At 55.5% G+C, this 13,947-nt stretch carries 14 protein-coding genes; 10 read left to right on the top strand and 4 right to left on the bottom strand.

Translation table 11 applies throughout. The features are described 5' to 3' along the window. Positions 1-256 precede the first annotated feature (256 nt). The gene (locus ACEW8J_RS11635) at positions 257-1,093 is read left to right on the top strand and encodes a DNA topoisomerase IB (RefSeq protein ID WP_373491808.1); all 837 of its coding nucleotides are present in this window, start codon (positions 257-259) and stop codon (positions 1,091-1,093) included. Continuing rightward, positions 1,090-2,412: a cation:proton antiporter gene (locus ACEW8J_RS11640; protein WP_373491809.1), complete on the top strand. Its 1,323-nt coding sequence runs from the start codon at positions 1,090-1,092 to the stop codon at positions 2,410-2,412. Before ACEW8J_RS11635 ends, ACEW8J_RS11640 begins: the two co-directional genes overlap by 4 nt. A gap of 183 nt (positions 2,413-2,595) precedes the next feature. Here ACEW8J_RS11640 and ACEW8J_RS11645 read toward each other — a convergent pair whose 3' ends face one another. Further along, entirely contained in the window at positions 2,596-2,898 is a 303-nt protein-coding gene (locus tag ACEW8J_RS11645) for a hypothetical protein (protein ID WP_373491810.1), read from the bottom strand. Between the two features lie 95 nt (positions 2,899-2,993). Between ACEW8J_RS11645 and ACEW8J_RS11650 the strand changes: the two genes are divergently transcribed. Next, positions 2,994-4,136 carry a serine hydrolase domain-containing protein gene (locus ACEW8J_RS11650; protein WP_373491811.1) on the top strand — a complete coding sequence of 381 codons (1,143 nt, stop codon included), beginning with the start codon at positions 2,994-2,996 and terminating at the stop codon, positions 4,134-4,136. Between the two features lie 23 nt (positions 4,137-4,159). Here ACEW8J_RS11650 and ACEW8J_RS11655 read toward each other — a convergent pair whose 3' ends face one another. Together ACEW8J_RS11655 and pdxH are read right to left on the bottom strand one after the other, a co-directional pair. Further along, a complete protein-coding gene (locus ACEW8J_RS11655) occupies positions 4,160-4,954 on the bottom strand; it encodes a PhzF family phenazine biosynthesis protein (RefSeq protein ID WP_373491841.1) in 795 nt (264 codons plus the stop codon). An 11-nt stretch (positions 4,955-4,965) separates the two neighbouring features. After that, positions 4,966-5,541 (bottom strand): pyridoxamine 5'-phosphate oxidase, encoded by a 576-nt coding sequence (gene pdxH, locus ACEW8J_RS11660; protein ID WP_373491812.1) that lies wholly within the window; start codon positions 5,539-5,541, stop codon positions 4,966-4,968. A gap of 104 nt (positions 5,542-5,645) precedes the next feature. Here pdxH and ACEW8J_RS11665 point away from each other — a divergent pair, with 104 nt between their 5' ends. From ACEW8J_RS11665 to ACEW8J_RS11695, 7 genes are all read left to right on the top strand, one after another. After that, positions 5,646-6,101 carry an ABA4-like family protein gene (locus ACEW8J_RS11665; RefSeq protein WP_373491813.1) on the top strand — a complete coding sequence of 152 codons (456 nt, stop codon included), beginning with the start codon at positions 5,646-5,648 and terminating at the stop codon, positions 6,099-6,101. A 69-nt stretch (positions 6,102-6,170) separates the two neighbouring features. Then, positions 6,171-7,091, top strand: coding sequence for a DnaJ C-terminal domain-containing protein (locus ACEW8J_RS11670; protein WP_373491814.1), 921 nt, complete (start codon positions 6,171-6,173; stop codon positions 7,089-7,091). A 17-nt stretch (positions 7,092-7,108) separates the two neighbouring features. Continuing rightward, positions 7,109-8,044 (top strand): YihY/virulence factor BrkB family protein, encoded by a 936-nt coding sequence (locus ACEW8J_RS11675; RefSeq protein WP_373491815.1) that lies wholly within the window; start codon positions 7,109-7,111, stop codon positions 8,042-8,044. Positions 8,045-8,110: 66 nt separating this feature from the next. After that, a complete protein-coding gene (gene fabI, locus ACEW8J_RS11680) occupies positions 8,111-8,914 on the top strand; it encodes an enoyl-ACP reductase FabI (RefSeq protein ID WP_373491816.1) in 804 nt (267 codons plus the stop codon). 70 nt (positions 8,915-8,984) lie between these two features. Next, on the top strand, positions 8,985-10,052 hold the full coding sequence (aroC, locus tag ACEW8J_RS11685) for a chorismate synthase (RefSeq protein WP_373491817.1): 1,068 nt from the start codon (positions 8,985-8,987) through the stop codon (positions 10,050-10,052). A 149-nt stretch (positions 10,053-10,201) separates the two neighbouring features. Next, a complete protein-coding gene (locus ACEW8J_RS11690; protein ID WP_373491818.1) occupies positions 10,202-12,001 on the top strand; it encodes an SLC13 family permease in 1,800 nt (599 codons plus the stop codon). A 106-nt stretch (positions 12,002-12,107) separates the two neighbouring features. Further along, on the top strand, positions 12,108-13,346 hold the full coding sequence (locus tag ACEW8J_RS11695) for a dicarboxylate/amino acid:cation symporter (protein WP_373491819.1): 1,239 nt from the start codon (positions 12,108-12,110) through the stop codon (positions 13,344-13,346). A 6-nt stretch (positions 13,347-13,352) separates the two neighbouring features. Here ACEW8J_RS11695 and ACEW8J_RS11700 read toward each other — a convergent pair whose 3' ends face one another. Beyond that, positions 13,353-13,937 carry an NADPH-dependent FMN reductase gene (locus ACEW8J_RS11700; protein WP_373491820.1) on the bottom strand — a complete coding sequence of 195 codons (585 nt, stop codon included), beginning with the start codon at positions 13,935-13,937 and terminating at the stop codon, positions 13,353-13,355. Between the last annotated feature and the right edge of the window lie 10 nt (positions 13,938-13,947).

Genomic DNA, 13,947 nt, shown 5'->3' on the forward strand with positions numbered 1-13,947 from the left:
GGTCCGGCTTGCGTCAAATCAACTCGGGGACCTGACTCGAGAATTTCAGGGAACTCGACATGCTCATGACGCGTATGATGCATTGTGAATCCAGAAAACCCCACGTCCGAAAATCTAGCCCACGACCTGATTTACGTCAGTGACTCAGAGCCTGGAATTTTGCGCGTCAAACGAGGACGTGGTTTTCAATATCTGAAGGCCGATAGAGCGCCTTTAAATTCGAAGGTGCATCTCGAGCGCATAAAAAAAACTCGGATTGCCCCCCGCTTATTCCGATGTCTGGATCTGTGCGACCGCAGAAGGGCATATTCAGGCAACAGGATATGACAGCGCCTCGCGAAAGCAATATCGTTATCATGACGACTGGATAGAATTTCGGAACCGACAAAAGTTTGACCGGCTTGGCGAATTTGCCGGTTGCCTGCCGGGTATTCGTAGACAAGTCACGAAGCTTTTGAACAAGTCAGACGACACTGACAGATTTTCCAAAGAGATGGCTATTGCGGCTGTTGTGCGGTTGATTGACAATACTGCCATGCGCGTTGGTGGTCGTTCAAAGACCGCTCGAGGCGCAACGACATTGAGGATCAACAACGTCACATATAAGGATGGTAAGTTGCACTTGCGATATCGCGCGAAGGGTGGGAAACGCGTAGAATGCAGCATACGCGATACCAAGTTGCAGGCGATATTGGAAGAAATTGATGATCTCCCCGGCAAACAGTTGTTTCAATATATTGGCGAAGATAGCGAAGTACATCGACTGGATTCAGGAGATGTGAACCAATGGCTCAAGGAGTGCAGCAAGATGGACTACATCAGTGCAAAAACGTTCCGCACCTGGCATGGTAGCGTCGCTGCACTGGATTCGGTTTACAAAAATCCGGAGGCAAGCATCAAATCTGTCTGCGAGGCCGCAGCGCAGATTCTGTGTAATACTCCCGCCATTTGTCGCGCCAGCTATGTCCATCCGGAGGTCATTCGATTGATTGAGATGGACAGAAGCGGGCGCGAGCGAAAGCTCGGCAAGGCCCCTATGAAAATTTCTGGTCTGCGCGTTGCAGAGAATCGTTTTGCAGCGCTGATCTTGTGACGGCTCTGAACCTGATCATATTGGCAGCAACAGGCGGTACTGCGGCGTCCGATCCGTTGATGCAGAACGAAGTCGGCCGGGATATAGTGTCGCTCTACATGCCGTTGCTACTTGGGCTGGGTTTGCTGATTTTGATGGTGGCGTGGCTCCCCCTGATCTTGCGCCGACAGCCGTTGAGCCTGCCAATCATTTGTCTGGGTCTGGGCATGCTGATATTTTCCTGGCCGCCATTTTCCGATTATTCTCCGCATCCGACAGAAACGCCAGTGATTATCGAGAAAGCCACGGAACTGATTGTGATCATTTCACTGATGGGGGCAGGGTTGAAGATATCGCGGCCCTTTGGTCGCGATCGATGGGCCCTGCCAATTCGACTGCTCGGGCTGACTATGCCGCTTACGATCCTTTGTCTGGCATTTCTCGGCGGCTGGTTATTGGGACTTCCATTTGCTTCTGCCTTGCTTCTCGGAGCCTGCTTGGCGCCGACGGACCCGGTACTTGCCTCGGATGTCCAGATCGAACGTCCTGCCAACGCGGATGAAGATGAGGTACGATTCGCCCTTACGGCCGAGGCAGGACTGAACGACGCGCTGGCCTTTCCCTTCATCCATCTCGCCGTAGCCGCGAGCATCGCCGGTTTCGGATTGGATGTATGGAAAGAATGGGCGATCAACGATATCGCTATTCGCTGTCTGGTAGGCATAATTGTCGGAATCGTTCTGGGGAAATTATTGGGCAAGGCGATCTATAAGCTACCCTCCGATACACGTCTCTCGCGCACCGGTGACGGTTTCGTTGCTCTGGGTGTGACATTGATTGTTTATGCTTTGACCGAATATCTACATGGTTACGGCTTTCTAGCTGTATTTTTGGCCGGACTGAGCTTGCGCAGAGAGGCAGGCGACCATGAATATAACACCAGACTGCATGATTTCGCCGACGAAACCGAAAGATTGCTGATGATGATCTTGTTGGTATGTTTTGGTGGCATGATCATAGGGGGTGGACTGCTTCAGCAAATTGAATGGGGTCATGTAATTTTCGCGGTGCTTGCGCTATTAGTAGTCCGTCCATTCATTGGTTGGCTGAGCATGACAGGCATAAAGCGCTCCCGTCGGGAACGATTCATCATTTCTTTTTTCGGTATTCGCGGCTTGGGTTCTGTCTTCTATCTCGCCTACGCCTTGAATCATGGCGATTTCGGCAACGGGAACGATCTGTGGACCGTTGTTTCTCTGGTGATATTGGCCTCGATCCTGATGCATGGCATTGCGGTTACCCCCATGATGAGACGATTGGAGAAAAAACGATCGAGCTAGAGTCAGAAACAGATATCTGCTGTGCAGCCGATTGGAATATCGTCGGCAGCCACAAGACCTGATTGGCCGCTATGTGCAAACACATACCAGATCTGGCATCACTCAAGGCCTCCCAAATTACGAAGCAGAGTGTCCAATTACCGGAATAATGGCAGGTGACCGCGAAAGAACCAGTTTATTTATTCATTCTTCGTCCAGCTGGGTGTCGGTGAGCATTATACAGCCCCAGCCTTCACGAAATTCAGCCGTTGCAGAAGCGATCAACGGAACCGACGCCATCACCCTTTTGCGCTCATCATCGACAGTCAGGCCAATCAATTCCATGCCTGGTTCAAAATCTTTCCGGCAATCGTCGATGTCGCGTCCGCCCACATAGTGGCAGGAGCAGGCGACTCTTGCCCCATAAGCGGTACCGATATTCAGCTGACCCTTGATGAAAGCAAAATTATATAGCAGAACCGCGATCAGGATGAGCAGAAAAAGCATCCCGGCACATAAGGCCAGGCGCCTTTTGGTGGGCCGAGGTCTGGATGATCTTTTTACGGTTGCCATGGCGGCTTCTATTGGTGCAACGACGGCGCATGCACAAGATTAAACTCGCTATGATATCGGCCGTCACGATTGCGCTTTCCGGGTGTAGCGGGAATTCTGAACCTGATGCGGTACCGCAGAAAAGTCCAGCCGAACTCGCTTATATCTCGGATTCCAGCTCTATTGCCAAGGCGCGACTGGATACAGCGATCGCGCCGTTGTTCGACGATTCGGCAATGGCGGAAACGCGGGCTCTCATCGTGATGCACCAGGGAAAAATCATCGCCGAACGCTATGGCGAGGGCTATGACGAAGACACAAGATTCATCAGCTGGTCGATGGCGAAAAGTTTTACCGGAGCATTGATCGGGTTCCTCGTGGCTGACGGACGACTGGTGCTCGATGATCCCGCGCCGGTACCCGCATGGCAAAGGCCCGGTGATCCGCGCGGTGATATCACATTGCGGCATTTGCTGCACATGTCGTCCGGTCTCGACCATAGCGAAGTGGCCGAAGAAGGTATCAAAACCGTCTTCGAGGCTGACACCAATCGCATGCTGTTCCTGGATGGCGCACAGGATGTTGCCGCTTATGCCGAAGCCCGCACAATGGAAGCAAGGCCGGGTGAGCAATTTGAATATAGTACCGCCACCAGCATGATTCTGTCCGACATCATCACCCGCACCTTGACCAGAAGCACCGATCCGCAAGTCCGGCGCGAAGTCACCCTTCGCTTCATTCGGGGGCGTCTGCTCGAACCGCTGGGCATGGATGGCACCTATCCGGAATTTGATCCGAACGGCACATTTCTGGGTGGCAGTATCATTCAGGCGACAGCGCGCGACTATGCCAAGTTCGGCGAATTTCTGCGTCACAATGGCGCCCGCAAGGGAGCGCAGCATTTGCCGGTCGGCTGGGTGCGGTTCATGAAGACGTCATCGCAAAACGACCCGGCTTATGGTGGCCATCTGTGGTTGAACAAAAGACGGCCCGAGGGACGGAATCAGGTTCTCTTTCCGGACAACGGACCCGATACGATATTTGCGGCATTGGGCCATCTTGGCCAGCAGATCGTGGTATCGCCCGAACAGCAGTTGACGGTTGTCCGTCTTGGCAAGACGCAGGACGATGTGCTGGCCCCGATGAGCGCGCAGATTGGCCGGATAATGGCGCTGTTCCCGATAAGCAGCTGACCTTACCGCCCATCGCCGCTCGGCTAAAGCCTAAACACGCCTTCCACCACGGTCACACATTTCCCGCCCAGCCATGCGCGGTCACCGTCCAGACGGCAACTGACATAGCCTCCGCGCTGGCTCGCCTGATAAGCGGTGAAGGCATCGCGGCCCAATTGCTTTGCCCAATAAGGCGTCAGGACTGCATGAGCCGAGCCGGTTACGCTATCTTCATCAACTCCGCCGCCGGGTACAAAAACCCGGCTGACCACATCACTGTCCGTGCCTGGCGCGGTGCAAATAAATTGTGCATCGCCGAGCGCGGCCAGCGCCTTCAAATCGGGCTGTAGTGCCAGCACGTCGCTGGCATCTTCATAGCGAAGAACATGATAGCGCCCTTCGTGAAATGCAGTCTCGACCGGGTTGCCACCAACCCATGCGACAATGTCAGGCATGGCTTTTGGTGCAGGGGGATAGGCGGGAAGGTCCAGCGCATAGCCATTGCCGTCGCGAACCACGGTCAACAGGCCCGCCCTGCGCGTACGGAACGTGACTTGCTGCTTATGGGGGTTCTGTGACAATATGATATGGCCGCTGGCGAGAGTTGCATGACCGCAGAGCGCGATTTCCACGGTCGGGGTGAACCAGCGCAGCTCGTAATCCGCGTCTCCGCTCTCATCGGGCAGATAGAAGGCGGTTTCGGCAAAATTATTCTCTTCGCCAATTGCCTGCAGGACCCGGTCATCCAGCCAGCTATCCAGCGGCATCACGGCCGCCTGATTGCCGGTAAAGGGCTGGTCAGCAAAAGCATCGACATGATAATAAGTCAGATTTGTCATGGCCGGATTTGTCATGGATAGAGTAATCCTTCCGTCCAGTCTCCCGCGCTACAGACAAAGGCCCGCCGTTCGTGCAACCTGTGGGCCCGGTCCTGCCAGAATTCAAAACGCGCCGGCACCAGGCAATAGCCCGACCAGTGCGGTGGACGTGGAACATCGCTCCCTGCGAAACGCCTTGTCATTTCCTCGAACCTGGCTTCGAAGGTGGCCCGGCTATCCAGCGGGCGGGACTGGTCAGATGCCCATGCGCCGAGTTGTGAATCCCGGCTGCGGGTGGCATAATAATCATCCGCTGCGGAATCGGAAACCGGAGAGAGCGTTCCTTCGATCCGAACCTGACGGCGCAGGCTTTTCCAGTGAAATAATATCGCCGCCTGCGGATTCTCCGCAATATCGCCTGCCTTGCGACTTTGCCGATTGGTGTAGAAAATAAAGCCGTCGGGGCCGTGGCCCTTGAGCAATACCATCCGAGCAGAGGGCCGCCCGCTCGCATCGGCAGTAGCAATGGTCATGGCGTTGCTGTCATTTAGCTCGCTTGCACGTGCCTCGGCGAACCATTGGTCGAACAGGGAAAAAGGATCGGTCATGCCGCGTATCTAACATTGTCCGCCGGACCGGCAAACAAACAAAATTTTGTCCCGCGACAATGGGTCGCATTCTGCTAGAAGCGGAGCGGCAGAAAGGGGGTATCATGGCTTGGGACCTGATATTTGGCATCACCAATAGTTTCGCATTGCTGATGTGGCTGATTCTCGCATTTGCTCCGCGAAGCATGATGATATTGACCGGATTATTCTATGGCGGCGTCGGTCTTCTGGCTTTTACCTATGCGGTGATCATCATTCCCCTGATGACCGGGCTGATCAATGGCGGCGGGGCAGCTGCGGACTTTTCGACGCTGGCGGGAGTCCAGCAATTGCTCTCCAGCCCGGGAGGGGCAACGGTGGGATGGATCCATTATCTGGCCTTTGATCTTTTTGTCGGCATATGGGTGGCGCGCAATGCGGATAAATACGGGTTTGCACGATGGATACAGATACCTATCCTGCTGTTTGTCCTGATGCTGGGACCCTTGGGACTGATTCTCTATCTGCTGCTGCGTTTCACACGACACAACAAGGTTGCAGATGCCGTTATGCCCGAATAAGACAGCGGAGTTGAAAATCAGCGGAAAATTCCAATCTCTGCATGGTAAGGATTTGAAAAAGGGCAAATAATGATAGATCCCTATCAGGCATTGGGTATCGCCAAGGGCGCAAGTGACAAGGAGATCAAGACCGCCTATCGCAAGCTCGCCAAGGAACTGCATCCCGACAAGAACAAGGATAACCCGAAGGCAACCGAGCGTTTTTCCGATGTCACGAAAGCTTATGACCTGTTGCTCGACAAGGACAAGCGCGCGCAATTTGACCGCGGCGAGATCGATGCGGAGGGCAACCCGATGGCACCCTTCGGCTTTGGCGGTGGGGGCGGATATCAACGCGGCCCTGCAGGCCAGCAACATGATTTCGGCAATGCCGGAGCGGATTTCGGTGATATTTTTGAAGGTCTTTTTGGCGGCGGAGGTCGTGCTGGCGGATCGCCATTTGCTAACCGCCAGCGCAGCGCACCCCCCGCCAAGGGTGCCAATGTTGCCTATCGCCTGAAGGTTGAATTCATTGCTGCAGCGACGCTCCAGAAGCAACGCATCACGCTGGAAGATGGCAAAACCATCGACCTCAGTCTGCCCAAGGGTGTCGAAGAAGGCACGCAAATGCGACTCAGCGGAAAAGGCCGTGCCGGACCCGGCGGCAACGGCGATGCGATTGTGACCATATATATCAATCCCCATCCCTTTTACGAACGGGACGACGACAATATCACGCTGGAATTGCCGATCAGTTTGAAAGAGGCCGTGGAGGGAGCCAGGATCAAGGTACCCACAGTGGACGGACCGGTGATGCTGTCGATTCCTGCTGGATCGGATTCGGGCAAGACGCTGCGATTGAAAAACAAGGGCTTTCACGGTAAATCCGGGATCCGGGGAAATCAGCTGGTCACGTTGATGATCACCCTGCCGGAGAAGGATGAAAAGCTCATCGAATTTGTCAAAGACTGGAATCCGAAAGACAATCTCCGCGCCAGCATGGGTGTGTAGATTTGGCCGGCAATCCTATGTCCGAACTCTCCCCCGAGGCCCGGCGTCAGGAACAGCAAGAACCGGGTCGTTCCGCCAATCGCGCCAGCGAGAATCTGGCCGATGAAAGACCATTTCGTCGCGCCCTGATCATCATCGAACGCACCGCTGTCGGCGTTTATTATGATGGCTTCACCTTTGCGGGAAATTTTGCTTATCTGTCGCTGCTCGCTGTCTTTTCATTCTTCATCGTTGCCGCTGCGATTGTGGGAGCTTTTGGACAAACTGCTGTCGGCACCGATTTTGTCGAGGCTTTCCTGGTGACAGTCCCGCCTTCGGTTTCCGGGGCCTTGCATGATCCGATCCGCGATGCGATGACCGCGCGGACTGGGCCGTTGCTCTGGTTCAGCGCGATCGTCGGATTGTGGACCACAACCAGTCTGATCGAGACGATTCGGGAGATTCTGCACCGGGCCTATGGCGTTCAGGCGCAGCGCGCCTTCTGGGAATATCGCCTCACATCGATCATGCTGATTCTCTTTTCAGTGTTTTTTGCCATGCTGGCGTTGAGCGCACAATTTTTGGTGGCTGGCATCAGCGGATTTCTGGGCAATTATTTCCCGGCAGTCGAGCGCGGTGTGCTTTGGCTTTCACTGTCCAATGCGATCCCATTCCTGATTCTGTTCGCAACGCTCTATCTCCTGTTCCGCCTGCTCACCCCCCGCCAGTATCGACCGCGCCAATATCCGAAATGGCCAGGAGCGGTGTTTATCAGCGCCTGGTGGCTGCTGATTACGGGACTATTACCCGTTTTTCTGAAATATGCGGCAAATTACCAACTGACATACGGTAGCCTTGCCGGGGTGATCATCACGCTGATTTTTTTCTATCTCGTCGGCCTCGGCATGGTAATCGGGGCAGAGATCAATGCTGCTCTGGCTGAACGACCTACGAGAAACCAGATTAGCGAATGATCCGCTGGAAAATCATCCGCATAGCGTTTATCAGCACAGCTAATCTGATTTCAGGAGATAGCGGCGATGAGTGAGTTAATGAAAGGCAAGCGCGGCTTGATCATGGGACTGGCCAACAACAAGTCGCTTGCCTGGGGCATCGCCCAAAAGCTTGCCGGTGCTGGCGCCGAACTAGCCTTTTCCTATCAGGGGGAGGCGCTGGCAAAACGCGTCAAGCCGCTTGCCGCGGAACTGGGCAGTGACTTCCTGATCAATTGTGATGTTTCTGATATGGCAGCCTTGGATGCGGCGTTCGACCAGATCAAGGCCCGCTGGGACACGCTGGATTTTGTCGTTCATGCAATTGGATTTTCGGACAAGAACGAGCTGCGGGGCAAATATGTCGACACCAGTCTCGATAATTTCCTGATGACGATGAATATTTCCGCTTACTCGCTTGTCGCTGTGACGAAACGGGCGGCGGCGATGATGCCGGATGGCGGCAGTATCGTTACATTAAGCTATTATGGCGCCGAAAAGGTCATCCCGCATTATAATGTGATGGGCGTGGCAAAGGCTGCGCTCGAGGCCAGTGTCAAATATCTCGCCAATGACCTGGGGCCGGAGAATATCCGGGTAAACGCCATTTCGGCGGGTCCGATCAAGACCCTGGCAGCCAGTGGCATTGGTGATTTCCGCTATATCCTGAAATGGAATGAATATAACTCACCCCTGCGCCGCAATGTCACGATCGATGATGTGGGCGGGGCAGGCCTTTATTTTTGCAGCGATCTCTCATCTGGCGTTACCGGAGAAACCCATCATGTCGATGGCGGCTATCATGTCGTAGGGATGAAGCAGGAAGACGCACCCGATATCGCTCTGGATTGATCAACCCCATTTTTTTGTCAATGAGCCTATTCGAAAGTAGAATTGAGTTTATCAACGCGGAGAGCGAGTTTTGAGTTTCAACACATTCGGTCGCGTATTTCGTTTTTCCACTTGGGGGGAATCTCACGGACCAGCACTTGGCGCCGTCGTCGACGGCTGTCCACCGGGACTCACGCTGAGCGAGGCCGACATTCAGCCGTTTCTCGACGCACGGCGGCCTGGCCAGTCGAAATATACGACCCAGCGGCAGGAGCCGGATCAGGTCAAAATCCTCTCCGGCGTGTTTGAAGGCAGGACCACGGGTACACCGATTTCGCTGATGATCGAAAATATCGATCAGCGATCCAAGGATTATGGCGATGTCGCCAAAGCCTATCGTCCGGGCCATGCCGACTATGCTTATGACCAGAAATACGGATTTCGCGATTATCGCGGCGGAGGCCGGTCCAGCGCTCGGGAAACCGCTGCTCGGGTGGCTGCGGGGGCGGTGGCGCGGCTGGTGAGTCCGGAAGTGACGATCCGGGCCTGGGTCGCCGAAATTGGTGGCGATGCTATTGATCCGGCGCATTTTGATGCGAATGAAATCGGCAATAATCCTTTTTTCTGCCCGGATCCACAGGCGGCCAAACGTTGGGAAGCGCTGGTCGATGCGGCCCGCAAGGAGGGCAGCAGCCTGGGGGCGATAATTGCTTGCGAAGCTGTCGGTGTCCCGGCCGGATGGGGAGCGCCCGTTTATGGCAAGCTGGACAGCGAGCTTGCCGCTGCGATGATGACGATCAATGCCACCAAGGGTGTTGAAATCGGCGACGGCTTTGCCGCGGCCCGCCTGCGCGGCGAGCAAAATGCCGACGCGATGCGACCGGGCGAGAATGGTCCTGAATTTCTCGCCAATCACAGCGGTGGGACCGCTGGCGGGATATCGACCGGCCAGCCGGTTTTCTGCCGGGTAGCCTTCAAGCCGACCAGTTCGATTCTGACGCCAGTCGAAACCGTCACTCGTGAAGGCCTTGCCACCGAGATTATCACGAAGGGGCGGCACGATCCCTGCGTCGGGATTCGCGGCGTTCCGGTGGTCGAGGCGATGATGGCACTGGTACTGGCCGATCAGAAATTATTGCATCGGGCACAATGCGGGTGAGCCGGACCTTTGCCGCCCGCAACGCCCACCGGCTGCCGCTACTGCTTCTCGCCGACATAGCGGGAAAACCGAGTCTGGGCCGAACCATGTCTGATTTCCCAGCCGGGCTGGTCACGGCTATTGATGCTATCGAAGGCTGTTCCTGATCCATGATCGATCTCATTCTTCATATCATCAACAATTATATCCAGGACCACAAAGCTGTCATCGGCCTTGTTATCTTGGCACTCCTGTTCGCCGGGTTCATCATGGAGCGCTTTCCTGCAGCGGTTGTCGCGGTACTCGGCGCTTGCTTGTTCCTGTTTCTCGGCATCATCGATTCCGACGGCCTGTTTTCGGTTTTCTCCAACACCGCGCCGATAACTATCGCCGCGATGTTCATTCTCTCCGGCGCCTTACTGCGAACCGGTACGATTGATGCGATAGCGGGCTTCATCATCAAGCGCGCCAAGCGCCATCCCAAATTGGCGGTTGCGGAGATGTTTCTGGGCGGCTTTGTCGCTTCCGCCTTCATGAACAATACGCCGGTGGTGATCGTTCTGATTCCGATCATCCTGCGCCTCTCCCGGGCGACCGGCTATTCGTCCAAGAAGCTGCTGATCCCGCTGAGCTTCATCTGCATATTGGGCGGCACCACCACTTTGATCGGCACCTCGACCAACCTTATCGTCGACGCGGTTGCGCGCGATCAGGGCCTGGCCGGTTTCGGGATTTTCGAGATCACCCCATATGGTCTGATCGCTGCCGTCGCTGGCACGGTCATGATGGTATTGTTCAGCAGCTGGCTGCTGCCGGGCGGGGATGTCAAAGGGCATTTTGACAGCAATGATGAAAGCGATTTTCTTACCGAACTGACGGTCCGACGCAATGCCTCGGTGATCGACAAGAAACTGTCCGCTGTTCCGGAACTGCGGCGGGCCGGTATCAAGGTCACCGCGGTCAAGCGGCTCAGCAGCTATATCCGTCATGATCTCGATTATCACGAGCTGCGAGCGGGTGACCGGATCGTCGCGCAACTGGATCTCGCCGAACTTATCTCGCTGCGAAAATCGGAAGATTTCAAGGTCGGTATCGTCCACCAAGGCGATGCTGGCCCACTGGGCGAAGAGTTGGTCGAAGCCACGGTGGCGCCCAGCCACCCAAGCATTGGCAGCCGACTTTATGATATCCCCTTTCTGTCGCAACTCGATGTCAGAATATTGGGAATGACCCGCTACCGTAACCTGCCACGCTCGGACCTGACCAATGCGCGCATTCATGCAGCGGACCGATTGTTGGTGACGGGTTCCAGCGAAGATATCCGCCGCATGTATCAGAACCCGAATCTGTTCGGGGTAGGCCAGACAAAGATTCGCGCGTTTCGCCGTGATCGGGCACCGATTGCAATCGGCGCGTTGGCAGCCGTCGTTATTCTCGCCGCGCTCAATATCATCCCGCTGGCGGTGGCTGCAATTCTGGCGGTCGGTGCGATCCTGGTGGCGCGCTGCATCGACGCGGAAGAAGCATGGGGCTCGATCGACGGCAATGTGTTGGTGCTGATATTTGGCATGCTCGCGGTTGGATTGGGACTCGAGCAAGCGGGCAGCGTTGATCTTATCGTCAGCCAATTGACGCCCTTCCTGCGGGAAATACCACCATGGGGGCTGGTATTTGCAATCTATATCCTGTCGGTGATCATGACCGAAATTGTGACCAACAATGCCGTCGCCATCATCATCACACCGATAGCCATTGCCCTGGGCAATGATCTGGGTGTCGATCCCCGGCCTCTGGTGATTGCCGTGATGTTCGCGGCCTCCGCGAGCTTCGCGACACCCATTGGTTATCAGACCAACACTTTGGTATATGCAGCGGGCAATTACCGTTTCACCGACTTCTTCAAGGCTGGTATTCCGCTGACCTTCGGCGTCGGTCTATCGACCTGTCTGGCGATTAGCTTCTGGATGTAGCGCCGCCTGAACCCTATGCGAGATGGCCGAAACAGGGTCTAAACGCTTGCCGCGCCCTGCTGCTGACGATAGGCATGGGTCGGCACTAAATATCGGGGAACATCGCATGCTGGCATTCTGGTTCAAGATTCCGCTTTGGCAGCGGGTGATCGCCGCGCTCATTCTTGGAGTGGTCACCGGGCTATTGTGGGGACCGGAAGCCGAAACGATCAAGTGGATCGGTGATTTCTTCATCAAGTCGATCAAGATGCTGGTCGTGCCGTTGATTTTCTTCTCGCTGGTCGCGGGTGTCGCTGCATTGGGTGACCTCAGAAAATTGGGCAGCGTTGGTGGACGGGCGATGATATTGTTTGTCATCACCGGCCAGATCGCTGCCTGGCTGGGCCTCGCGCTCGGCACATTTTTCCAGCCCGGTAGCGGCGTGGATACCAGCGCCATCGAAATGGGCACCACGCCTGAGCCCAATCAGACCACAGCGGTCGACATGATCCTGTCGATAGTCCCCGACAGCCCGGTGCAGGTTATGGCCGATGTCCGGGTGCTGCCGCTGATCGTCTTTGCCCTCCTGATCGGCATCGGAATTTTAATGGCCAAGGAAGACGGCAAGCCGCTGGCCAAAATCTTTGATAGCGGTGCGGTGGTTATGCAGAAGGTCACGATGATCGTGATGGAACTGACCCCATTTGGCGTTTTTGCGCTGATGGCGTGGGTTGCGGGCACTTTGGGCATCGACGCTTTGGTGTCGCTCGCTCAGCTCGTCGGACTCAACTATCTCGGATGTCTGCTGATTATCGGGGTGATTTACTCCGGGATGATCAAATTTATCGCGAAGCTGCCGGTGATCGATTTCTTCCGCGGGATCATCGATGCAATCGCGGTCAGTTATTCCACCGCATCGTCCAACGCTACGCTCCCGGTCACGCTACGCTGCGTCGAACGCAACCTGGGAGTCAGCAATTCAGTAGCGAGCTTTGTGGTATCGCTAGGAGCGACGATCAATATGAACGGTACGGCGATGTATCTCGGTCTCGCCACCCTGTTTGGTGCACAGATTTTCGGTGTCGACTTGACCTTCGGCGATTATTTGATGATCTCGATCACCTCGACCTTGGGTGCGATTGGCGCGGCGGGCATTCCGGGCGCAGGCCTGATCATGATGGCGCTGGTCTTCGGCAGTGTCGGCGTCCCGCTCGAAACCATCGCCTTTGTCGCCGGTGTCGACCGGATCATGGACATGATGCGCACCACGACCAATGTCTCGGGCGATGCAGCGGTCGCGGTTACGGTGGCGGCGATGACGGGCGAGATTGACCGCGAGGAAATGATCTCGGCGGACGATGTTTGATATCGTCTAATATGGTGGGGAGCGCTTTGCACGCTGGGCCTGAGCGGCTTCTGCCCACCATCTGAGATCATCTGCAAATTTAGGAAAATTGCGTACCAGCCGTTTCCCGTCATCGCCGGTGGGCGCGCCTGTTTCATCAAAAGCTTTGTGTACGCTGCCGAGCGCCAATGGCATGGATGTGACGACCATGCCCATTTCCCCGAGTATCGCCCGCCAGTGCATCATCGCTCGCATGCCGGCGAACGGCCCGGCTGAATAGCTGGCAATCGCTGCGGGCCGCCAGAACCATTCTTCCAGAAAATGATCGGTGAGGTTTTTGAGGCCCGGTTGAACGCCCCAATTATATTCGCCTGCGACAAAGACAAAGGCATCTGCAGACCTTATGGTCGATGCGACTTTTCCCATCGCAGCGGGAGCGCTTCCCTCCGGATATTCCTTGTACATGCGATCAAGCATTGGAAGATTGACTTCCTGCGCGTCAATCAGGTCGACGCTATCTCCGTAATCCTCGAAGGCACGAGTGAGATATCGGGCATAGGCAATGCCATTGCGATCTTGTCGATAGGAACCGTAAAAAATCGCAATCTGCATTCCCCTGTCC

Source organism: Parasphingorhabdus sp. (genome assembly GCF_041748495.1).
Taxonomy (GTDB): Bacteria; Pseudomonadota; Alphaproteobacteria; order Sphingomonadales; family Sphingomonadaceae; genus Parasphingorhabdus.

What these genes read in the sequence shown, in the direction of transcription:
- ACEW8J_RS11670 (WP_373491814.1), top strand. Translation starts at nt 6,171, where the DNA reads ATGATAGATCCCTATCAGGCATTGGGTATCGCCAAGGGCGCAAGTGAC.
- ACEW8J_RS11690 (WP_373491818.1), top strand. Translation starts at nt 10,202, where the DNA reads ATGATCGATCTCATTCTTCATATCATCAACAATTATATCCAGGACCAC.
- ACEW8J_RS11695 (WP_373491819.1), top strand. Translation starts at nt 12,108, where the DNA reads ATGCTGGCATTCTGGTTCAAGATTCCGCTTTGGCAGCGGGTGATCGCC.
- ACEW8J_RS11650 (WP_373491811.1), top strand. Translation starts at nt 2,994, where the DNA reads ATGCACAAGATTAAACTCGCTATGATATCGGCCGTCACGATTGCGCTT.
- ACEW8J_RS11675 (WP_373491815.1), top strand. Translation starts at nt 7,109, where the DNA reads ATGTCCGAACTCTCCCCCGAGGCCCGGCGTCAGGAACAGCAAGAACCG.
- ACEW8J_RS11645 (WP_373491810.1), bottom strand. Translation starts at nt 2,898, where the DNA reads ATGCTTTTTCTGCTCATCCTGATCGCGGTTCTGCTATATAATTTTGCT.
- ACEW8J_RS11700 (WP_373491820.1), bottom strand. Translation starts at nt 13,937, where the DNA reads ATGCAGATTGCGATTTTTTACGGTTCCTATCGACAAGATCGCAATGGC.
- ACEW8J_RS11655 (WP_373491841.1), bottom strand. Translation starts at nt 4,954, where the DNA reads ATGACAAATCTGACTTATTATCATGTCGATGCTTTTGCTGACCAGCCC.
- ACEW8J_RS11665 (WP_373491813.1), top strand. Translation starts at nt 5,646, where the DNA reads ATGGCTTGGGACCTGATATTTGGCATCACCAATAGTTTCGCATTGCTG.
- fabI (WP_373491816.1), top strand. Translation starts at nt 8,111, where the DNA reads ATGAGTGAGTTAATGAAAGGCAAGCGCGGCTTGATCATGGGACTGGCC.
- pdxH (WP_373491812.1), bottom strand. Translation starts at nt 5,541, where the DNA reads ATGACCGATCCTTTTTCCCTGTTCGACCAATGGTTCGCCGAGGCACGT.